This window comes from Pseudomonas sp. S60, from assembly GCF_016647865.1.
Classification (GTDB): Bacteria; Pseudomonadota; Gammaproteobacteria; order Pseudomonadales; family Pseudomonadaceae; genus Aquipseudomonas; species Aquipseudomonas parafulva.
Window position 1 is genome coordinate 19,547 of sequence record NZ_JACVVH010000020.1, and the last position, 20,854, is coordinate 40,400.

The window sequence follows — 20,854 nt, forward strand, 5'->3', positions numbered from 1 at the left end:
GTGGAAGCTAACGTCGTCGACCATACCTCCATGTGGAGTCTGGTCAGCAATGCCAGCGTAGTGGTGCAGTTGGTGATGCTGACCCTGGTGGCCGCCTCGGTCACCTCGTGGATCATGATTTTTCAGCGCAGCACCATGCTGCGCGCCGGTCGTCGTGCGCTGGATGCCTTCGAAGAGCGCTTCTGGTCGGGTATCGACCTGTCCAAGCTGTACCGCCAGGCCGGCAGCAACCCAGACCCGGATTCGGGTGTGGAGCAGGTCTTCCGTGCCGGTTTCAAGGAATTCTCGCGCCTGCGCCAGCAACCGGGGGTTGACCCTGACGCGGTCATGGAAGGCGTAGGCCGTGCCATGCGCGTTGCCATTTCCCGCGAGGAAGAAAAGCTCGAGCAGAGCCTGCCGTTCCTGGCGACCGTGGGTTCCACCAGCCCGTACATCGGCCTGTTCGGTACCGTATGGGGGATCATGAACTCCTTCCGCGGCCTGGCCAGCGCCCAACAGGCCACCCTGGCCACCGTTGCCCCCGGCATCGCCGAGGCACTGATCGCTACAGCTATCGGCCTGTTCGCGGCAATCCCGGCGGTCATTGCCTACAACCGCTTCGCGGCGCGCAGTGAAACGCTGATCAGCCGCTACTACACCTTCGCCGACGAGTTCCAGGCGATCCTGCACCGTAAAGTGCACACCAGCGAAGAGTAATCAGGTAGAAGCCCATGGCCCGAGTTCGCCACAAACGCAAGCCCGTCGCCGAGATGAACGTGGTGCCCTACATCGACGTGATGCTGGTACTGCTGGTCATCTTCATGGTGACGGCGCCCATGCTCAACCAGGGCGTCAAGGTAGACCTGCCCAAGGTTTCCAGCGAAGCCTTGCCGCAGGACAACAACGTCCAGATCCTTACCATTTCCATCAAGGCCGACAAAACCTACTACTGGAACCTCGGCAGTGAAGTCGACACCGACAAGCAGATGGACAAGGCCATGACCTTGCCGGCCATGACCGACGCTGTGACCAAGATCATTGCCGCCGGCCGCGACCAGGGCAAACAGACCCAGGTCTTCATCCGTGGCGACAAGGCCGTGGACTATGGCGCGGTCATGGGTGCCATGGGCGGGCTGCAGAAAGCCGGTGTCGGTAACGTTGGCCTGATTACCGAGGCGCCCTGATGCAACAGCGAGAGCCATCCGCCTCGGAAAGCTACTTCTGGCCCAGTGTCTGGGCCATCGGCCTGCATGTGCTGGTGTTTGCCTTGCTGTTCGTCAGCTTCGCCATGACCCCTGAGCTGCCGCCGTCCAAGCCGATCGTTCAGGCTACGCTGTATCAGCTCAAGTCCAAGAGCCAGGCGACCACCCAGACCAACCAGAAAATTGCCGGGGAAGCGAAAAAAACCGCTTCGCGCCAGACCGAGGTCGAGCAGCTGGAGCAGAAGAAGGTCGAGCAGGAAGCTGTGAAAGCGGCGGAACAAAAGAAAGCCGACGCTGCTCAAAAGGCCGAGGAAGCCCGCGAGGCGGCCGAGGCCAAAAAAGCCGAGGAAGCTGCAAAAACGGCCGAAGCCAAGAAAGCGGCCGAAGCGAAGAAGGCCGAAGAGGCCAAAAAAGCGGCGGAAAAACAGCAAGCCGACATTGCCAAGAAAAAAGCCGAAGACGAAGCGAAGAAAAAAGCCGAGGACGAGGCCAAGAAGCAGGCGGCTGAAGAGGCGAAGAAACAAGCCGCAGAGGATGCCAAGAAAAAGGCAGCCGAAGAGGCGAAGAAAAAAGCGGCCGAGGACGCCAAGAAAAAGGCGGCAGCCGAGGACGCGAAGAAAAAGGCAGCTGAAGAGGCCAAGAAAAAGGCCGCGGCAGATGCCCAGAAGAAAAAGGCCCAGGAAGCGGCACGCAAGGCGGCTGAGGACAAGAAGGCGCAGGCACTGGCCGAGCTGTTGTCCGACACCACTGAGCGTCAGCAGGCACTGGCGGACGAGCAGGGTGACCAGGTGTCTGGCGATTTCGACGACCTGATCCGCATGCGTGCAGCAGAAGGTTGGGCGCGGCCCCCTTCGGCACGTAAAGGCATGACGGTAGTCCTGCAGGTCAGCATGCTGCCGGATGGCACCATCACCAATGTGAGCGTGCTGCGCTCCAGTGGCGACGGCCCGTTTGACAGTTCGGCAGTGGCCGCAATGAAGAACATCGGTCGTCTGACTGAAATGCAGGGTATGAAGCCGAGTGATTTCAACAGGTATCGCTCGTTCAAGATGACATTTACACCTGAGGATCTAGCGTTGTGATTAAACGTCTGAGAGGACTGCTGGTCATGCTGTGCTGCGTGGCAGGCATGGCCGTAGCAGAGGAAAAGAACATCCTGGTCACCAGTGGTAGCGACCGGGCCACACCCATCGCGGTGGTACCCTTTGCCGTCCAGGGCGGCAGCGTGCTGCCTGAAGACATGGCAGACATCATCGGTAACGACCTGCGCAACTCGGGTTACTACTCGCCCATTCCGCGTCAGAACATGATCAGCCAGCCGTCCCAGGCCAGCGAAGTCATCTTCCGGGACTGGAAAGCGCTGGGTGCCCAGTACGTGATGGTCGGCAGCATCGTGCCGTCCGGTGGCCGCCTGCAGGTGCAGTACGCCCTGTTCAACGTGGCCACCGAGCAGCAGGTGCTGACCGGCAGCGTGGCCGGCACTGCCGACCAGTTGCGCGACATGTCGCACTACATTGCCGACCAGTCGTTCGAGAAGCTCACCGGCATCAAGGGTGCGTTCTCTACCCGCATGCTGTACGTAACCGCCGAGCGCTTCTCCACCAACAACACCCGCTACACCCTGCAACGTTCGGACTACGACGGTGCACGTGCGGTCACCCTGCTGCAGTCGCGTGAGCCGATCCTGTCGCCGCGCTTCGCGCCGGATGGCAAGCGCATCGCCTATGTGTCGTTCGAGCAGCGTCGCCCGCGCATCTTCATCCAGCACATCGACACGGGCCGTCGCGAGCAGATCACCAACTTCGAAGGCCTCAACGGCGCACCTGCCTGGTCGCCTGACGGCTCGCGCCTGGCATTCGTGCTGTCCAAGGACGGTAACCCGGACATCTATGTGATGAACGTGGCGTCGCGCCAGATCAGCCGCGTAACCGCCGGCCCGGGCATCAATACCGAACCGTTCTGGGGCAAGGATGGCAACACCCTGTACTTCACCTCGGACCGCGGCGGCAAGCCACAGATCTACAAACAGTCGGTCAGTGGTGGCAGTGCAGAGCGCGTTACTTTCGTGGGTAACTACAATGCCAACCCGAAACTGTCGGCTGACGAAAAGACCTTGGTCATGATTCACCGTCAGCAGGGCTTCACCAACTTCAAAGTTGCGGCTCAGGACTTGCAACGCGGAAGTGTAAAGATTCTCTCGGAGACCAGTCTTGATGAGTCTCCCACTGTTGCGCCCAACGGCACCATGCTAATCTACGCCACCCGCCAGCAGGGCCGGGGAGTCTTGATGCTCGTGTCGCTTAATGGCCGCGTGAGGCTCCCACTTCCTACCGCTCAAGGCGAAGTCAGAGAACCGTCCTGGTCCCCTTACCTGAACTGATTGCGGCGTAATACGTTTTGCTTAACACACTGGGGTTTCATTAGGAGTTTCACGATGGAAATGCTGAAGTTTGGTAAATTCGCTGCGCTGGCTCTGGCCATGGCCGTGGCTGTAGGTTGCTCCTCGAAGGGCGGTGACAATGCTGGTGAAGGCGCTGGCGCCGTTGACCCGAACGCTGGCTACGGTGCAAACACCGGCGCAGTGGACGGTTCCCTGAGCGAAGAAGCCGCTCTGCGCGCAATCACCACCTTCTACTTCGAATACGACAGCTCGGACCTGAAGCCAGAAGCCATGCGCGCTCTGGACGTTCACGCCAAGGACCTGAAAGCCAACGGCAACCGTGTCGTTCTGGAAGGTAACACCGACGAGCGCGGTACCCGTGAGTACAACATGGCTCTGGGCGAGCGTCGTGCCAAGGCCGTTCAGCGCTACCTGGTTCTGCAGGGCGTTTCCCCTGCTCAACTGGAAGTGGTTTCCTACGGTGAAGAGCGTCCAGTTGCCACTGGCAACGACGAGCAGTCCTGGGCTCAAAACCGTCGCGTAGAACTGCGTAAGTAAGTTCTTATGCGTATGTGCCGCCGTGCAGTAACCGTCCTCGCACTCAGCCTGCCCCTTTCGGCGTGGGCTGCAGTCCCTGTAGTAGATGACAACTCAGGCAGCTATCCGCCTGCGGGTTATGGCACGAGCGGCGCCTATGCCGGGTCAGGGGCTTCGGCCCCTGCCTCTGCACAGGGCCAGCTGTTCATGCAGCTGCAACAGATGCAGGATCAGCTTTCCCGCCAGCAAGGCATCATCGAAGAGCTGCAAAACGATGTGTCGCGCATGAAGCAGGAAAACCTGGAGCGTTACCAGGACCTGGACCGTCGCATCAACAGTGGCGCCGCGCCTGCCGCGACCCCTGACAATTCTGCTGGTAGTGGTGCCTCTGGCGCCGCCACCGGGGCAGCAGCGGGTGCTGCAGCCCAACAACCGGCCGCCAACAGCGAGCCCGGTGACCCGGCGAAGGAAAAGCTCTACTACGATGCCGCCTTCGACCTGATCAAACAGAAAGACCTCGACAAGGCTAGCCAGGCGTTCAACGCCTTCCTGCGCAAGTACCCCAACAGCCAGTATGCGGGCAATGCCCAGTATTGGCTGGGCGAGGTGAACCTGGCCAAAGGTGACCTGCAAGGTGCAAGCCAGGCCTTCGCCCAGGTCAGCCAGAAGTACCCCAAGCACAGCAAGGTGCCGGACTCGCTCTATAAGCTTGCCGATGTTGAGCGTCGCTTGGGGCACACCGACAAGGTCAAAGGTATTTTGCAGCAGGTCGTTACCCAGTACCCCGGCACCTCCGCCGCTCAGCTGGCTCAGCGAGACCTGCAAAAGCTTTAGGCTGTGCCGCTTGGTGGTACCGTTCGAAAGAAACCCGCGCCTGTCGCGGGTTTTTTCGTTAGAATCAGCGCCCTTTTTTCGTAAACACGCTGTTGCGGATAACGCCATGTCGAGTCCGCGACAGTGCCTGACGGAGGCGGGCAGCCTGTTTAGCTGTCACGCCCGTGGCGATCATGCAAGACACATTACGCATCACCGAAGTCTTTTACTCGTTGCAGGGTGAAACGCGAACGGCTGGGCTACCCACGGTATTCGTGCGGCTCACCGGTTGCCCCCTGCGCTGTCAATACTGCGACAGTGCCTATGCCTTCAGTGGTGGCACCGTGCGCAGCCTCGATTCGATCCTTGAGCAGGTGGCGGGCTTCAAACCGCGTTATGTCTGCGTTACCGGCGGCGAGCCGCTGGCTCAGCCCAATGCCTTGCCGTTGTTGCAGCGTTTGTGCGATGCCGGGTACGAGGTGTCGCTGGAAACCAGCGGCGCCCTCGATATCGCCGGCACCGACCTGCGCGTCAGCCGCGTGGTCGACCTCAAGACCCCGGGTTCGGAGGAGTCGCACCGCAACCGCTACGAGAACATCGAGCAACTGACCCGAAACGACCAGGTCAAGTTCGTCATCTGTTCCCGTGAGGACTACGACTGGGCGGTGTCCAAACTGATCCAGTACAACCTGGCCGAGCGCGCGGGCGAAGTGCTGTTTTCGCCCAGCCACCACCAGGTCAGTGCCAGCGACCTGGCGGACTGGATCGTCGCCGATAACCTGCCCGTACGGTTCCAGTTGCAACTGCACAAGCTGTTGTGGAACGACGAGCCCGGACGTTGATTGAAAGAGTGACAGACATGACAGACAAACGCGCAGTAATCCTGTTGTCCGGTGGCCTCGACTCGGCCACCGTCGTAGCCATGGCCAAAACCGAAGGCTACAGTTGCTACACCATGAGCTTCGATTACGGCCAGCGCCACCGCGCTGAGCTGAATGCTGCAGGCCGGGTGGCACGTGACCTGGGTGTGGTGGAGCACAAGGTGATTGGCCTGAACCTGGACGGCATCGGCGGTTCGGCCTTGACCGACACCAGCATTGATGTGCCAGAAGCCCCGGGTGAAGGTATCCCGGTCACCTACGTGCCGGCACGCAACACCGTGTTCCTGTCGCTGGCGTTGGGCTGGGCTGAAGTACTGCAGGCCCGCGATATCTTCATTGGCGTCAATGCGGTGGACTACTCCGGCTACCCCGACTGCCGCCCCGAGTTCGTCGAAGCCTTCGAGCGTATGGCCAACCTGGCCACCAAAGCGGGTGTAGAAGGGCAGGGTTTCCGCATTCAGGCGCCGTTGCAGAACATGAGCAAGGCGCAGATCGTACAGGCGGGTATGGCCCGCGGTGTGGACTACAGCCTGACGGTTTCCTGCTACCAGGCGGACGATGATGGCCGCGCGTGCGGCAAATGCGACAGCTGCCGCCTGCGTGCCGAAGGCTTCAGGGCTGCAGGGCAGGCCGACCCCACCCGGTATTTTTGAAAAAATTGCGCTGAAGTGTTGATTTCCCGTTAGAAATCAGTATTATACGCGCCATCCAACGGGTCGTTAGCTCAGTTGGTAGAGCAGTTGGCTTTTAACCAATTGGTCGTAGGTTCGAATCCTACACGACCCACCATACGCAGTACGTTGAAGCCCGCTACCGGAAACGGTGGCGGGCTTTTTCGTTTATGTGCTCAGCTCCCGCTGTGCGTCTACCAGACTTTTGCGTTCATGGGATACCTCATCGGGGCAGCGGACCGTCGGGTGCGGTCCTGGGTGTGTTGGGATCATGCGTGCAGCAGCCAGATCACCAGCAGCCCGTTTAGCAGCAATGAGCCAAGGGCCAAGGTACGCCACACCTTGAGGGGTTCGTGTTCGAGCAGTGGGCGTGGGCGCGGGCTGGGCTGTTGTTCACCATGTTGCAGCGCCAGTTGCCAGTGCTCGGCAGTTTCGAAGCGCTCGGCCGGGTCGCTGGCCAAGGCTTTGTCGAGGTTGTTCACCAGCCATTCGGGCAGGTCGGGGCGGTAGCGGCTGGCGGGGACGGGTGTGCCGAAGCGTGGGCGTTGGAAGGCTTCGATTTCGCCGTGGGGGTAACGGCTGGTCAGCAGGAAATAGAGGGTCACGCCTGCGCTGTAGAGGTCTTGCGCCACGCTTGGCGCGGCGCCTGCGTAGGCCTCCGGGGCAATGTAGTTGGGGGTGCCGGGCAGCTCGCCGGGGGTGTGGGACGACAGCCCCGGGCAGTACGCCAAGCCGAAATCCAGAACCCGCAATTCGCCGTTTTCGTCGAGCAGCAGGTTCTCGGGCTTGATGTCGCGGTGCAGGATGTTGCGCCGGTGCAGCATGCCCAGCGCCCGTAGCAAGTGCATGGCGATGTCCAGACCTTGGGTAAGGCTCAGCGTGCCGTGCTGGCGGTGATGTTCGGCGAGGGTGAGGCCGGGGTGTTCGCGCATCAGGTAATAGAGGTGCTGGCGCTCGCTGGCGGGGTGCACTTCGGGGAAGTAGCGCCCGGCTACGCGGCGCAGAAACCATTCTTCCTGCAGCAGGCGCTGGCCGGCTTCCTCGTCGCCGTCGCAGTGGGCGGGCAGGGTTTTCAGCAGCCAGGGTTGCTGGTGGTCATCATGGACGCGGTACAGCAGCGATTGCCGGGTATGGCCCAGCAGCGTGTCGACCTGCCAACCTTCGAAGCGTTGGCGTGCTTTCAAAACAGGGGGGAGCGGCCATTGCTGCACGTGTTCGAGGGCGTCGCCCAGGCTCGCTTCGCCAAGGTCGTCTACACACACGAGTACGGCGCTGGCGTTGTCCTGGCTGCCAGCCAGGTGGGCGGCGGTGACCAAGGCCTGAGTAGCCTTTTGCAAATCAGGCTCGTCGCGCAGCACGCCAGCGATGGACGCATCGCCCAGTGTCGCCCAGACGCCGTCGCTGACCAGCAGAAAATGTTCGCCTGCGTGCAGCTCACCCTCGCGGTAGTCCACCACCAGGTGCTGCTCCAGGCCCATGGCACGCTTGAGCACATGCTGCATGCCCGGTTGGCTCCACACGTGGTCTTCACTCAGGCGCTGCAATTGCCCCTCATGCCAGCGATACACCCGGCAATCGCCGACGTGCGCCAGGGTAAAGCGGCGGCCGCGTAGCACCAGCGCGCTGAGGGTGGTGAGCAAGGGCTGGCCACCGCCGTTGGCGTGCAGCCAGCGGTTCTGCGCGATCAGCAGGCGGTCCAGCGCCTGGGCCACGCCCCACGTTTGCGGGGTGGCGTAGTAGTCGTGGGCCAGGGCCTGCACTGTGGCGCGTGCGGCCAGGCCGCCATCAGCACACTGGCTGACGCCGTCGGCCAGGGCGAACAGGTAGCCCTTGCTGGCCGCAAGCGATGCGGCGGGGCAGACCAGACGCGTGGCGTCCTGGTTTTCGGCGCGTGGTCCGCTGGCACTGCTGTGTGCATAGCGCAGGTGCAGGGGCATGGCGGTGGCTCAGACCCGCGCAGCGGTGAAGGCCGCCGAGCCCCAGGTAGTCCTCCAGCGGCGCTTGACGGTGTAAAGCCCGAACCAGGCTACGACGCCAAGGCTGGCGAACAGCCACAAGCCCAGTTGGTAGTCGCCGGTACTTTGCTTGATGGCACCAAGGCCTGCCGCCAGGAGGAAGCCGCCGATGCCGCCGGCCATGCCGATAAGGCCGGTCATCACGCCGATTTCGCGGTTGAAGCGCTGCGGCACCAGCTGGAACACCGCGCCGTTGCCGGCGCCCAGGCCGAGCATGGCGCTGACGAACAGCGCCAGGGCGGCGATGGAACTGGACAGGTGCATGCCCACCGCCGCAATGCACACGGCGGCCACAGCGTACATGCCGAGTAGCGTGCGGATGCCGCCGAAGCGGTCCGCCAGCGCGCCGCCCAAGGGGCGCATCAGGCTGCCGCCGAACACGCAGGCGGCGGTGTAGTAGCCGGCGGTCACCGGGCTCAGGCCGTATTGGTCGTGGAAGTAGCCGGGCAGGGCGCTGGCCAGGCCGATGAAGCCGCCGAAGGTGACGCAGTAGAAGAACATGAACCACCAACTGTCGCGGTCGGCCAGGGCCTTGAGGTAGTCGGCCATGGATTTGGGTTTGCTGCGGTTGGGGGCGTTTTTCGCCAGCACGGCGAACACAATCAGGGTCAGCACCAGCGGGATCAGCGCCAGGCCGAATACCTGGGTCCAGCCGAAGGCGGCGGCCAGCACCGGCGCGGCCAGGGCGGCCAGCACGGTGCCGGAGTTGCCGGCGCCGGCAATGCCCATGGCCTTGCCCTGGTGCTCGGCAGGGTACCACTGCGAGGCCAGTGGTAGCGCCACGGCGAACGAGGCGCCGGCCATGCCCAGGCACACGCCGAGCAGCAGAGCTTGTTCGTAGCTGTGGATGCCGAGCTGCCAAGCCATGAGCAGCGAGACGATGACGGTCACCTGGCCGATGATCCCGGCGGTTTTCGGCGACAGCTGGTCGGCCAGCATGCCCATGATGAAGCGCAGGATCGCCCCGGCCAGAATCGGCGTGGCCACCATGAAGCCGCGCTGCTGGGTTGTCAGTTGCAGGTCGGTGGCGATCTGCACCGCCATAGGGCCAAGCAGGTACCAGACCATGAAGCTCAGGTCGAAGTAGAGGAACGCGGCGAATAACGTGGGGGTATGTCCGGCTTTCCAGAAGCTCTTGTTCATTCCAGCACCTCATCTGCAATTGGGTTGTGGGCTTGCAGGTGGGCGAGCCTTACGGCTGCTCCACCACCTCGTCATGCGAGGCCAGAAACGCAAAGACGTCGCCATGCCAAATCCGCTTTCGCGAACGGGCATGCGACGTCTTTGTCGGGGTGGGGCAACCGCCGTTGGTTACCTGTAGGGAGGTGAAAGCAGGTTGTGTGCCAGGTGGCGGATGGACCAGCCGGGCAGCTCTACAGCGCCCTTGCAGTCAGTGGTGCAAGCGTACTGAATCAGGCCTTGCGCATGGATAACGGTGCAGCATGGCAGGGGCTGCCGCATTCTGGTGCATGATCAGTTGTGTGTGCGTCACGTCAGCAGCTCGTTCATCGCAATGATCTGCTCCGCCACTTGAATCAGCTTCTGCTGGCGACTCATCGCCTGGCGCCTCATCAGCGTGTAGGCCTCTTCCTCGTCGCAGCTTTTCATCTTCATCAGCATGCCCTTGGCCAGTTCGATGCGTTTGCGTTCAGCCAGTTGCTGGTCGCGGGCGTGGAGCTGCGCGCGCAGCACCTGGTCGCTTTCGAAGCGCGCCATGGCCACGTCCAGGATCGGTTGCAGGCGTTGGGCGTGGATGCCTTCGACGATATAGGCGCTGACGCCGGCCTTGATCGCCTGGCGCATCACGCCGGGGTCGTGCTCGTCGGTGAACATGACGATGGGACGCGGCTGGTCGCGGGTCACGATCACCACTTGCTCCATCACGTCGCGGCTGGGGGATTCGGTGTCGATCAACACCACGTCCGGGCGTACGGCTTCGACCCGGGCGGGCAGGTCGATGGTCAGGCCCGACTCGTCGATGACGTCGAAACCCGCTTCGCTCAGCGCGGTGCGCAGGCGACCGCCGGTGCGCGAGGTGTCGTTGATCAGCAGAATGCGCAGCATCCAGACCTCCGGTCAGCGATCGTGGCGGGCGTGCAAGGCGAAGCTGCGCGCGTAGGCGGCCGGGTCGCTGCCGTCCCACACGCTACCGTCGAGCAGTTGCGAACGGCGCAGGGGGCTGGCCGGCACAGCGATGCCCAGCGCGCCCGCGGCAGCGCGGTAGAGGTCGAGCCGTTGCACTCGGCCAGCCACGGCGCGGTAATCCGGGTCGTCGCGCAGCAGGCCCCAGCGGCGGAACTGGGTCATGAACCACATGCCGTCGGAGAGGTAGGGCACGTTCACCGCGCCATGGTTGTGGAAGCGCAGCGGGTGCTGGTCTTGCCACTGGTGGCCCAGGCCATCGTCGTACAAACCCATGAAGCGCGGCTCAATGCTGCGCAGGGGCAGGTCGAGGTACTCGCGGCCACTCATCAGCTGCGCGGTGCTGCGACGGTTCTGCGCGCTGGCCTCGATAAAGCGGCTGGCATCCAGCACCGCCATCAGCAGGGCGCGGGCGGTATTGGGGCACTGCTCGACGAAGGCCCGTGTGCAGGCCAGCACCTTCTCCGGGTGGTCAGGCCAGATCGACTGGCTGGTGGCGACCGTGCAGCCCTGGCCCAGCGCCACGGCGTGGGCGCTCCAGGGCTCACCTGCGCAGAAGCCGTCGATGCGCGCGGCCTGCAAGTGCGCGAGCATCTGCGGCGGCGGCACCACCACGCTGTTGACGTCGTGCAATGGGTGGATGCCCTGGCTGGCTAGCCAATAGTACAGCCACAGGGCGTGGCTGCCGGTGGGGAAGGTGTGGGCGAAGGTGAGCTTGCCAGCGGCCTCGGCGGCGCGTTGGCCGAGTGCGGCCGGGCGGGTGATGCCGGTGTCCACCAACGCTTGCGACAGGTTGATGCTCTGGCCATTGTGATTGAGCCCCATCAGCACCGCCATGTCGGTAGCCGGCGCGCCGCCGAGGCCCAGCTCCAGGGCGTAAACCATGCCGTACAAGGCGTGTGCAGCATCCAGCTCGCCGCTTGCCAGCTTGTCGGCGACCCCCGCCCAGGAGGTTTGCCGGTGCAGCTCCAGGGTGAGCCCGTAGGGCTGGGCGAAGCCCTGGGTGGCGGCGACCACCACCGAGGCGGCATCGCTGAGCGGCATGAAGCCGACGTTCAGCACGCGCTTTTCCGGGGCGTCACTGCCGGCGACCCAGGCCAGGGGCTGACGTGGAATGAGGTCGTTGCTGGTGTCGCTCACGTTGTGATTCCCGATCCGTAAGGTGTGGTAAAAGCGCCAGCCGGCGTGCTGCTACCGGTGTTCAGTACACGTCACGCAAATACCGCCGCGCTTTGCTCATGTCGCTGACGTAGAGCGTGGCTGCAGCGGCGCTCATCTTGCCGTGGCGCTGCACGATCGCCTTGAGCGCCGCGTCTACGTCCTTGGCCATGCGCGCGGCGTCGCCGCATACGCACACATGGGCACCTTGCTCCAACCACTGCCACACCTCGGCACCCGCTTCGAGCATGCGCTGCTGCACGTAGACCTTCTCGTCCTGGTCACGGGAGAACGCCGTGTCGAGCTTTTGCAACACGCCGTTGCGCTGCCAGTCGCGTAGTTCTTCGCGGTAGTAGAAGTCGGTGCGGGCCCGCTGCTCGCCAAAAAACAACCAGTTGCGTTTGCTGCCCTGCGCCTCGCGCTCCTGCAGGAACGCTCGAAACGGTGCAATACCGGTGCCAGGACCGATCATGATCAGCGGCGTATCAGGGTTCTCCGGCACATGGAAGTGCGCGGAAGGTTGCAGGTAGATACGCACACCGTGCTCGCCGGCGCGGTCGGCGAGGAAGGTCGAGCACACGCCGCCGCGCGCCTGGCCTTCATGCCGGTAGCGCACGGTGGCGATGGTCAGGTGCACTTCGTCAGGCGTCAGGGCTGGGCTCGAGCTGATCGAATACAGCCGCGGTTGCAGCGGTTTGAGCAGGCGTACCCATTGCTGCGCGTCGAGCGCGAGGGGGAATTCGCGCAGCAGGGTGGGTAACTGCCGGCCCCACAGCCAAGCCTGCAAGGCGGTGTGCTGCTTCTCTTCGAGCAGGGCGCCTAGCCGCTCGTTGCCGGGCTGGGCCGCGACCCGGTGCAGCAGGTCGGGGCTGATGCGGGCGATTTCCAGGCGCTCGCCCAGGGCGACACGCAGCGGTATGAGCGGCTGTTCGTCGAGATGCACCGGGGTGTCGCCGTCCACGCCAATCAGGTTCAGCACCTCTTCCACCAGGGCGGGCGCATTGATCGGCCAGACGCCCAGAGCATCGCCTGCGCGGTAGGGGAAGTGCTGACCGGCCAGGTCGAACGCCAGGTGCCGGGTTTCCTTCTCGGCGCCCTCGCCGTTGAGCACGCGGTTGAATAGCAGGCGCGTGTGCAGCGGGCGTGCGCGGGTATAGGGGTTGCGAGCGGCGTCGGCGGCCTCAGGGACCGGGGAGGGCGGCGCAGCGGCCACGGCACCTTTGAGGCGACCCGCACCCAGCTTGCCGCACAGTTCGACCAGCCAGCCTTCGGCAGGCGCCTGATAGTCCGGCTCACAGTCCAGGCGCGGCTGGATGCGCTCGCCGCCCAGCGCGGCCAGGCGCTCGTCGAGCTTGCGGCCAAAACCGCAGAACTGCTGATAGCTGGAATCGCCCAGCGCCAGCACGCCGAAACGGCTGTCGCGCAGGCTTTCGGGCGCGGCGTCGGCCAGCGATTCCCAGAAGGCGACGGCGTTGTCCGGCGGGTCGCCGTCGCCAAACGTGCTGGCCACCAGCAACACGCCCGCGGCGCTGCGCAGGTGCTTGAGCTCGACGCTGTCCATGGCCTGTACACGAGCGCGCTGGCCGGCGTTGCCCAGGCGCTGTGCGCACAGCGCGGCGAGGGCTTCGCTGTTGCCCGTTTGCGACGCCCAGAGCACCAGCCATTCGGCAGCGGGCGCACAAGCCTGCACCTGCACAGCGGGCGCGGCGCCCCCGGTCCGGGAAAACATACCAGCCAGCAAACCATTGAGCAGCAGTCGCTGCTCGGGGGCCAAGGGCGCCTGCTCGGGAATCGTCGGTACGCCGCCATGCGGGGCCTCGGCGCTGCGCAGGCCCAGCAGGTAGCCATGCAGGTAGGCTTGCGCGTCGGCGTTCAGGGTCAAGGGCGCGACGGCCGGCAGGTTCAGCAGGCGTGCGAGGTGATCGGTCTGCATGGGGTCGTAGGCCTGGGTTGTATCCATTGAAGGCAGCGCTGTGGGCGGCTCGGCGTCGGGCACCGGTTGCAGCGCCACGGCGCAGTACTTGAAGGCCGGTTGCAGCGAGAGCCGATCGACCGCGTCGCTGGTCACGGCATTGACGGCCAACCGCTCACCGAACACGTCGTTCCAGTGGAAGGGCGCGAAGCAATTACCCGGCCGCACGCGGTCGCTGAGCACCGCCGGCAGCAACGCCACGCCACGGCGCGAGCGCACCTGCACCGGCTTGCCCGCGGCTACCCCCAAACGCTCGGCATCACTGGGGTGGATTTCGATGAAAGGCCCAGGGTTCAGGCGGTTTAGCGCCGGCACCTTGCCGGTCTTGGTAAGGGTGTGCCATTGGTGCTGTACGCGGCCGGTGTTGAGCACCAGCGGAAACTCGTCGTCGGGCAGCTCGGCGGGCGGCAGGTGCGGCCGGGCGAAGAACTGCGCCTTGCCACTGGCGGTGGGAAAGCGCAGCTGGGCGCTAGCGGCCTGGCGGTAGCGGATCGGGTTGCGCACGGCGGTTTCGGCCGTGGCGCAGGGCCATTGCAGTGGCTGCTCGCGCAGGCGCGCATGGCTGGCACCGCGCAGGTCGTAGCCGGTCATTGGGTTGGCGGTGCGCTTGATCTCTTCGAAGACCTGGGCCGCATTGCTGTAGCTGAACGCCTCCGTATAGCCCATGGCGCAAGCGATCCGCGCGATGATCTGCCAGTCCGGCAGGGCCTCGCCGGGCGGCTGTACGGCCTGCTGGGTGAGCGTCAGGGTGCGCTCGGAGTTGATCATGACGCCTTCGGCCTCGGCCCACAGCGCGCCGGGCAAGAGGATGTCGGCGTAGCGGTTTGTTTCGGTGTCGAGGAAGGCTTCCTGGGTGATCACCAGCTCGGCCTGGCGCAACCCGTCGATTACCTGCTGGCGGTTGGGCACGCTGGCCACCGGGTTGGTGCAGATGATCCAGCAAGCCTTGATCTGGCCGGCGGCCATGGCGCGGAACATATCCACGGTACCGTTACCCGTTTCGGTGCGCAGGCTGCCAGCGTCGACGCCCCACAGCTGCTCGATGAAGGCGCGGTCCTCGGCCACCAGCGCCGAGCGCTGGCCTGGCAGGCCCGGCCCCATGTAGCCCATCTCGCGGCCGCCCATGGCGTTGGGTTGGCCGGTCAGCGAGAACGGGCCGCTACCGGTACGGCAGATGGCGCCTGTAGCCAGGTGCAGGTTGCACAGGGCATTGGTGTGCCAGGTGCCTTGCACGCTCTGGTTCAGGCCCATGGTCCAGCAGCTCATCCAGTTGCTCGCCTCGCCGATCCAGCGTGCTGCCTGGCGGATGTCAGCCTCGGCCAGCCCGGTCACCTGCGCCACATAGGCTGGGGTGTAGGTGTGCAGAAAGTCTTCCATCACCTCCCAGCCTTCGGTGAAGTCAGCGATGAAGGCAGGATCGGTCAGGCCGTCTTCGACCAGCAGATGCAACAGGCCGTTGAGCAGGGCCAGGTCGCTGCCGGGGGCGATCTGCAGGTAAAGGTCGGCTTTGTCCGCAGTGCCGGTGCGCCGGGGGTCGACAACGATCAGCTTGGCCCCGGCCTTGAGCCGGTCGAGCAGGCGCAGGAAGAGGATCGGGTGGCAGTCAGCCATGTTCGCGCCGATCACCAGGAACACGTCGCTGTGTTCGAAATCGTCGTAGGCGCCGGGCGGGCCGTCGGCGCCGAGCGAAAGCTTGTAGCCGCTGCCGGCGCTGGCCATGCACAGGCGCGAGTTGGATTCGATGTGCTGGCTGCGGATGAAACCTTTGGTCAGCTTGTTGGCCAGGTATTGCGCCTCCAGCGACATCTGCCCGCTCACGTACAGGGCGAAGGCGTCCGCGCCGTGCTCGTCGATGATGGCGCGCAACCGGCTGGCGGTGGCCTCGATGGCCTGGTCGATGCCAACGCGCACCGGGTCGCGCTGGCGCTGCTCGCGCATGAAGGCGTGCTGCATGCGCCCGGCATCGGCCACAGGCACAGCGCAGGTGCTGCCTTTGGTGCAAAGGCGACCGGTATTGCTCGGGTGCTGCTTGTCGCCTGAAACCTTCACGATCAGGCCATGTTCCACCTGCATGACGATGCCGCAGCCCACCCCGCAATAGGGGCAGACGCTGCGTACGGTTTTGCTGGGCTCGAGCAGGGAGTTGGTCATCGCGGTGCTCTCTTGCTTGAACGACGAAGGCGCCATGCGGCTCCTGCGTTTTTCAACGGGAGCTGCACGGCGCCTTTGTCGTGAGATCTTGCCTGGGAGTACGGCCATCGTCGTTGACGGCCTTTGTCTGGGTGTAGCAATGGCTGGGCCAACCCCAGGCCAGGGCGTGTGTGAATGCTGCGCCGCTGTGATTTTGCGTAGCAGCGCGCTCCCGACCAGGCGTGTATGGGGCGGGATGGCCGCTTCCTGCTGGGGCGGCCGGGGTGGATTCGCACCGTTTTGGAACATGGAGAAGCATTCTTTTACCCCCACCACGTTCTAAACGCCCACATCAGGGCCTGCGGGCGGCTTGGCGGGTTTGTGGCACAACCGCTGCATAGTGATTGGCAACCGCTGCACAGTGTCAGCGGGCCCCTTGTCGATCAACGGCGATCGAGCGGCCGCAACCGGCCCAAGGAAAAACGACTGAGCCAGGCCCACGGGCCGGCAGCGAGAACAGGCAATGGCGCCTGGAACCTATGGGTTCCAGGCGTTTTTTTTTTGCTTCGCGACAACCGGATCGGCTTTGAGAGGTGCCCCATGAACAGCGAATTGGCGAGTGATCTGCAAAACCTCGTGGTAATCGGCAACGGCATGGTCGGCCACCACTGCGTCGAGCAGTTGGTGGAAGGCGGGGCCTTGAGCCGCTTCCGCATTCACGTGTTCAGCGAAGAGCCGCTGCGCGCCTATGACCGCGTGCACCTGTCCGAATATTTCGGCGGCCGCGACGCCGAGTCCCTGGCTCTGGGCGATGCCGCGCTGTATCAGGGTGAAGGCGTGACGCTGCACCTTGGCGTGCCGGTGCTGGAGATCGACCGCGCACGCCAGGTGGTGATCACCGCCAACGGTTGCGTGCCTTACGTGCACTTGATCATGGCCACCGGCTCCTATCCCTTCGTGCCGCCGATCGAAGGCGCGGCTGGCGATTCGCGACTGGTCTACCGGACCCTGGCCGACCTCGACACCCTTCGCGCCGCTGCCGGCAACGCCCGCCGCGGGGTGGTGGTCGGCGGCGGCCTGCTCGGGCTGGAGGCGGCCAACGCGCTGCGCAGCCTGGGCCTTGAAGCCCATGTGGTGGAATTCGCACCGCGGCTGATGCCGGTGCAGTTGGACGAAGCGGGTGGCGTGGCGCTCAAGGCGCGTATCGAGGCGCTGGGCGTGCAGGTGCACCTGTCGCGCAGCACCCAGTCGATCACCCCCGGTGAGGACCACCGTTTCCGCATGAACTTCGCCGGCGGCGACTACCTGGAAACCGATCTGGTGGTGTTCTCCGCCGGCATCCGCCCGCAAGACGCGCTGGGCAAGGCCTGCGGCCTCGACCTGGGCGCCCGCGGCGGCATCGCCATCGACGGCGCCTGCCGCAGCAGCGACCCACACATTTCAGCCATCGGCGAATGCGCGGCCTGGAACGGCAGCGTGTTCGGCCTGGTGGCGCCGGGTTATCAGATGGCCCGCAGTGTGGCGGCGCAGCTCTGCGAACAGGGCAGCGAGCCGTTCGCCGGTGCCGACATGTCGACCAAGCTCAAGCTGCTCGGCGTCGACGTCGGCTCCATCGGCGATGCCCATGGCGCCAGTGCCGGAGCGCGCAGTTACCGCTTCATCGACGAAGCCACTGCCAGCTACCGCCGCCTGGTGGTTTCAGCCGACGGCAAGCAGGCCATTGGTGCCGTGCTGGTAGGCGACAACAGCTACTACGACACCTTGCTGCAATACATTCAAAACGGCATCGCGCTGCCCGCCGACCCGGCTTCGCTGATCCTGCCGTTGGGTGGGGCGGCGCCGGCGCTGGGCGTCGACGCACTGCAGGCCACCGCCACGCTTTGCTCATGCCACAACGTCAGCAAAGGTGCAGTCTGCAGTGCCATCGACGGTGGTTGTACCGACCTTGCCAGCCTCAAGTGCCAGACCAAGGCAGGCACCGGTTGCGGCGGCTGCGCCAGCTTGCTCAAGCAAGTCTTCGAGCACGAACTCACCGCCCGCGGCGTCGCCGTCGACAAACGCCTGTGCGAGCACTTCGCCTACACCCGCCAGGAGCTGTACTCGCTGGTGCGCGTCGAGCGCATCGAGACCTTTGACGCACTCCTGGCCCGGCACGGCAAAGGCCACCTGGGCTGCGACATCTGCAAGCCCGTGGTCGGCTCGATCCTCGCCTCGTGCTGGAACCGGCCGATCATGGAGCCGTGGCTGGTGCCGCTGCAGGACACCAACGACACGTTCATGGCCAACATGCAGAAGAACGGCACCTACTCTGTGGTGCCACGCATACCTGGCGGCGAAATCACCCCCGATGGGCTGATCGCCATCGGCGCGGTGGCGAAGAAATACGACCTCTACACCAAGATCACAGGCGGCCAGCGCATCGACCTGTTCGGTGCCCAGCTGCACGAACTGCCAGACATCTGGACCGAGCTGATCGCAGCCGGCTTTGAAACCGGCCATGCCTACGGCAAGTCGACCCGCACGGTAAAAAGCTGCGTCGGCAAGACCTGGTGCCGCTACGGCGTGCAGGACAGCGTGCAGATGGCCCTGCGCATTGAAGAGCGCTACAAGGGGTTGCGCGCCCCGCACAAGCTCAAGTTCGCCGTGTCGGGCTGCACCCGCGAGTGCGCCGAAGCACAGAGCAAGGATGTGGGCGTGATCGCTACCGAGAACGGCTGGAACCTCTACATCAGCGGCAACGGCGGCATGCGCCCGCGCCATGCCGAGCTGTTTGCCACCGACCTCGATGACGACACCCTGATCCGCTACATCGACCGCTTTCTGATGCTCTACATCCGCACCGCCGACAAGCTGCAACGCACCTCGGTGTGGCGCGAAAGCCTTGAAGGCGGCCTGGACTATCTCAAGGCGGTGGTGATCGACGACAGCCTGGGCCTGGCCGCCGAGCTCGAAGCGCAGATGCAGCTGGTGGTCGACCGCTACGAATGCGAATGGGCCAACGCCTTGAAAGACCCGGAAAAACTCAAACGCTTCCGCACCTTCGTCAACGCCAGTGGCGCCGACCCGGACGTGCAGTTCGTCCAGGAGCGCGGCCAACGCCGGCCTGCCCGGGCGGAAGAAATGACCCTGATCGATGCGACGGAGGTGGTCTGATGCCTGGCATGAATGCACTGCGGTTTGAATCGGGTAGTGGCTGGAGCAGAGTTTGTGGGCGTTGCGATCTGGTCGCTCATTCGGGCGTGGTCGCGCTGCTGGGCGGCCATCAGATCGCCTTGTTCTACTTGCCGGGCGAGCAGGGCGAGGGCCAGGTGTTTGCCCTCGACAACCGCGACCCACGCTCAGGTGCCAACGTGATCGGCCGTGGGCTGATCGGGAGCATGGCGGGCAAACTGGTGGTGGCTGCGCCCTTGTACAAACAGCATTTCGGGCTGCACGACGGCCTGTGCGTGGAGGCGCCGACGGAGCGGTTGCGGGTGTGGCCCGCACGTCTGCGCGGGGATGATGTGGAGATCGACGTTGCCCACGCTGCGTCAGTACCCGGTCAGGATGCTGGTGATCACCCCAGTGGCAATCGCCACTAGCACGTAGTCGCCGTTGATGCGCAACCAGCGGTGGTCGGGTGGTGGCGCGGACAGCTGGCGCGCGCGCCAGTCGGTGACCCAGTAGCGGTCGTCGCGGTACTGCGGCTCTACCACGCGCCCGCGCTGCCACTGCTGGTGGGGCACCGGCATGCCGGCCTGCGGACGGAAGTTGGCGTCGCGGTAGGCCGGGTGGCCGCCATGGTCATTGCGAGCGGCATGGCCTGGCTGTTGCGGCGAGCGTGGTGGCTGGCCTTGCGACGGGTGCCCCGGCTGTTGACCCTGCTGCGGTCCGTGGCCTTGTTGCGGACCCCCTTGGTTACCGCCTGGAACGTTGTCCGGCCCGCCGCCCGGTTGCGCCAAGCTGGCCAGCGGCATGCCCAGCACCAGCAGGGCGCACAATGCAGTCAGGTTTTTTTTCATCAGGTGTTCCTTTCATGGTTCAAGGGCGCCGCCTCGTTCCGGCTCTTTGCCTTGCGGCGAGCCTAGCATTGAGGGGCTTGCAGATTATGACCATGGGCTTGCGTAAGGTATCGCCAGCAGGAGGTAAAGATCGGGTAAAGCCTGAGCGCAGAGTGCACCGAAGGCGCCGGTACGCAAAGGCAGTGATGGGGGGTGAGCATGGTACCCGGGCCATGCCGTAGGGTCGCGGGACCGGGCTGGCGATCGACGATGGCCAGCCTCTCTTCAAAAGCCTTGTCAGCCTAAAAGCAATGCCACGATCAAGGGGCAACGGCTCTGCAGGCAAGAACGCTCATTCGATCAGTGGCACACCACTCAGGGCCTGTAATGCCTCGAACGAGAGGTCTGCGCAGATTTCCACGACTTTCAGCCCTTCAGGCGTTACGTCCAGTACAGCCAGGTCCGTGTAAATGCGGCTCACGCAGCCAATACCCGTCAGCGGGTAAGTGCACGCGGGCACCAGCTTGCTTTCGCCAGTCTTGGTCAGGTGGTCCATCATCACGAACACCTGGCGGGCGCCGGTGGCCAGGTCCATCGCGCCGCCCACGGCCGGGATCGAGCCTTCGGCGCCTGTGTGCCAGTTGGCCAGGTCGCCCTTGACCGAGACCTGAAACGCCCCTAGCACGGCGATATCCAGATGGCCGCCACGCATCATCGAGAACGAGTCGGCATGGTGGAAGTAGGCGCCACCGGTGAGCAGGGTCACGTGCTGTTTGCCAGCGTTTATCAGGTCGTCATCTTCCTCGCCAGGTGCCGGGCTTGGTCCCATCCCCAGCAGGCCATTTTCGCTGTGCAGAAACACTTCTTTGTCGCCTAGGTAGTTTGCTACCAGAGTAGGCGCGCCGATGCCCAGGTTCACATAGGCGCCTTCCTGGATATCCGCGGCCACGCGTTGGGCCATTTCGGCACGGGAGAGCTTTTGGTTGATGGTCAT

Annotated in this window: 17 protein-coding genes and 1 tRNA gene; 11 read left to right on the forward strand and 7 right to left on the reverse strand. The window is 64.3% G+C overall.

Features of this window, described 5'->3' with window-relative positions; all coding sequences use genetic code 11:
- The 9 genes from tolQ (at position 1) to IAE33_RS12125 (ending at position 6,581) form a co-directional block, all read left to right on the forward strand.
- Entirely contained in the window at positions 1–696 is a 696-nt protein-coding gene (tolQ, locus tag IAE33_RS12085) for a protein TolQ (protein WP_027914217.1), read from the forward strand.
- Positions 697–710: 14 nt separating this feature from the next.
- A complete protein-coding gene (tolR, locus tag IAE33_RS12090) occupies positions 711–1,163 on the forward strand; it encodes a protein TolR (RefSeq protein ID WP_003254760.1) in 453 nt (150 codons plus the stop codon).
- Positions 1,163–2,263 carry a cell envelope integrity protein TolA gene (gene tolA / locus IAE33_RS12095; protein ID WP_201163670.1) on the forward strand — a complete coding sequence of 367 codons (1,101 nt, stop codon included), beginning with the start codon at positions 1,163–1,165 and terminating at the stop codon, positions 2,261–2,263. The genes tolR and tolA overlap by 1 nt, the downstream gene beginning before the upstream one ends.
- 26 nt (positions 2,264–2,289) lie before the next feature.
- Positions 2,290–3,561, forward strand: coding sequence for a Tol-Pal system beta propeller repeat protein TolB (tolB, locus tag IAE33_RS12100; RefSeq protein ID WP_033728126.1), 1,272 nt, complete (start codon positions 2,290–2,292; stop codon positions 3,559–3,561).
- 54 nt (positions 3,562–3,615) lie between these two features.
- On the forward strand, positions 3,616–4,119 hold the full coding sequence (gene pal, locus IAE33_RS12105; protein ID WP_023536326.1) for a peptidoglycan-associated lipoprotein Pal: 504 nt from the start codon (positions 3,616–3,618) through the stop codon (positions 4,117–4,119).
- Positions 4,120–4,125: 6 nt separating this feature from the next.
- Positions 4,126–4,932, forward strand: coding sequence for a tol-pal system protein YbgF (gene ybgF / locus IAE33_RS12110; RefSeq protein WP_201163671.1), 807 nt, complete (start codon positions 4,126–4,128; stop codon positions 4,930–4,932).
- 173 nt (positions 4,933–5,105) lie between these two features.
- Entirely contained in the window at positions 5,106–5,753 is a 648-nt protein-coding gene (gene queE, locus IAE33_RS12115) for a 7-carboxy-7-deazaguanine synthase QueE (protein WP_028634607.1), read from the forward strand.
- A gap of 17 nt (positions 5,754–5,770) precedes the next feature.
- Complete coding sequence (gene queC / locus IAE33_RS12120; RefSeq protein ID WP_201163672.1) at positions 5,771–6,445, forward strand: 7-cyano-7-deazaguanine synthase QueC; 675 nt, start codon at positions 5,771–5,773, stop codon at positions 6,443–6,445.
- 60 nt (positions 6,446–6,505) lie between these two features.
- A tRNA-Lys gene (locus IAE33_RS12125) sits at positions 6,506–6,581 on the forward strand.
- A gap of 151 nt (positions 6,582–6,732) precedes the next feature.
- On the opposite strand, the gene IAE33_RS12130 is transcribed toward IAE33_RS12125, so the two are convergent.
- From IAE33_RS12130 to IAE33_RS12150, 5 genes are all read right to left on the reverse strand, one after another.
- Entirely contained in the window at positions 6,733–8,400 is a 1,668-nt protein-coding gene (locus IAE33_RS12130; RefSeq protein ID WP_201163673.1) for a bifunctional protein-serine/threonine kinase/phosphatase, read from the reverse strand.
- Positions 8,401–8,409: 9 nt separating this feature from the next.
- A complete protein-coding gene (locus tag IAE33_RS12135) occupies positions 8,410–9,621 on the reverse strand; it encodes a nitrate/nitrite transporter (protein WP_201163674.1) in 1,212 nt (403 codons plus the stop codon).
- Between the two features lie 345 nt (positions 9,622–9,966).
- Complete coding sequence (locus IAE33_RS12140; protein ID WP_201163675.1) at positions 9,967–10,542, reverse strand: ANTAR domain-containing response regulator; 576 nt, start codon at positions 10,540–10,542, stop codon at positions 9,967–9,969.
- Between the two features lie 12 nt (positions 10,543–10,554).
- Positions 10,555–11,760, reverse strand: a complete 1,206-nt coding sequence (locus IAE33_RS12145) for a CmpA/NrtA family ABC transporter substrate-binding protein (protein ID WP_201163676.1) — start codon at positions 11,758–11,760, stop codon at positions 10,555–10,557.
- A 61-nt stretch (positions 11,761–11,821) separates the two neighbouring features.
- Positions 11,822–15,901 (reverse strand): bifunctional nitrate reductase/sulfite reductase flavoprotein subunit alpha, encoded by a 4,080-nt coding sequence (locus IAE33_RS12150; RefSeq protein WP_201163726.1) that lies wholly within the window; start codon positions 15,899–15,901, stop codon positions 11,822–11,824.
- A 579-nt stretch (positions 15,902–16,480) separates the two neighbouring features.
- Between IAE33_RS12150 and nirB the strand changes: the two genes are divergently transcribed.
- Entirely contained in the window at positions 16,481–19,033 is a 2,553-nt protein-coding gene (gene nirB / locus IAE33_RS12155) for a nitrite reductase large subunit NirB (protein ID WP_201163677.1), read from the forward strand.
- Positions 19,033–19,461, forward strand: a complete 429-nt coding sequence (nirD, locus tag IAE33_RS12160; protein WP_201163678.1) for a nitrite reductase small subunit NirD — start codon at positions 19,033–19,035, stop codon at positions 19,459–19,461. Before nirB ends, nirD begins: the two co-directional genes overlap by 1 nt.
- Here the strand turns inward: nirD and IAE33_RS12165 are convergent.
- Together IAE33_RS12165 and IAE33_RS12170 are read right to left on the reverse strand one after the other, a co-directional pair.
- Entirely contained in the window at positions 19,411–19,881 is a 471-nt protein-coding gene (locus IAE33_RS12165) for an RcnB family protein (protein ID WP_201163679.1), read from the reverse strand. The two genes, nirD and IAE33_RS12165, sit on opposite strands and share 51 nt — an antisense overlap.
- A 331-nt stretch (positions 19,882–20,212) precedes the next feature.
- A complete protein-coding gene (locus IAE33_RS12170; protein ID WP_201163680.1) occupies positions 20,213–20,854 on the reverse strand; it encodes a 3-oxoacid CoA-transferase subunit B in 642 nt (213 codons plus the stop codon).

Excerpts from the sequence above, each read along its gene's own strand:
- tolR (WP_003254760.1), top strand. The coding sequence starts at position 711 with ATGGCCCGAGTTCGCCACAAACGCAAGCCCGTCGCCGAGATGAACGTG.
- IAE33_RS12165 (WP_201163679.1), bottom strand. The coding sequence starts at position 19,881 with ATGAAAAAAAACCTGACTGCATTGTGCGCCCTGCTGGTGCTGGGCATG.
- tolA (WP_201163670.1), top strand. The coding sequence starts at position 1,163 with ATGCAACAGCGAGAGCCATCCGCCTCGGAAAGCTACTTCTGGCCCAGT.
- nirB (WP_201163677.1), top strand. The coding sequence starts at position 16,481 with ATGAACAGCGAATTGGCGAGTGATCTGCAAAACCTCGTGGTAATCGGC.
- IAE33_RS12140 (WP_201163675.1), bottom strand. The coding sequence starts at position 10,542 with ATGCTGCGCATTCTGCTGATCAACGACACCTCGCGCACCGGCGGTCGC.
- nirD (WP_201163678.1), top strand. The coding sequence starts at position 19,033 with ATGCCTGGCATGAATGCACTGCGGTTTGAATCGGGTAGTGGCTGGAGC.
- tolB (WP_033728126.1), top strand. The coding sequence starts at position 2,290 with ATGCTGTGCTGCGTGGCAGGCATGGCCGTAGCAGAGGAAAAGAACATC.
- IAE33_RS12170 (WP_201163680.1), bottom strand. The coding sequence starts at position 20,854 with ATGACCATCAACCAAAAGCTCTCCCGTGCCGAAATGGCCCAACGCGTG.
- queC (WP_201163672.1), top strand. The coding sequence starts at position 5,771 with ATGACAGACAAACGCGCAGTAATCCTGTTGTCCGGTGGCCTCGACTCG.
- IAE33_RS12135 (WP_201163674.1), bottom strand. The coding sequence starts at position 9,621 with ATGAACAAGAGCTTCTGGAAAGCCGGACATACCCCCACGTTATTCGCC.
- queE (WP_028634607.1), top strand. The coding sequence starts at position 5,106 with ATGCAAGACACATTACGCATCACCGAAGTCTTTTACTCGTTGCAGGGT.
- pal (WP_023536326.1), top strand. The coding sequence starts at position 3,616 with ATGGAAATGCTGAAGTTTGGTAAATTCGCTGCGCTGGCTCTGGCCATG.
- IAE33_RS12130 (WP_201163673.1), bottom strand. The coding sequence starts at position 8,400 with ATGCCCCTGCACCTGCGCTATGCACACAGCAGTGCCAGCGGACCACGC.
- ybgF (WP_201163671.1), top strand. The coding sequence starts at position 4,126 with ATGCGTATGTGCCGCCGTGCAGTAACCGTCCTCGCACTCAGCCTGCCC.
- IAE33_RS12150 (WP_201163726.1), bottom strand. The coding sequence starts at position 15,901 with ATGACCAACTCCCTGCTCGAGCCCAGCAAAACCGTACGCAGCGTCTGC.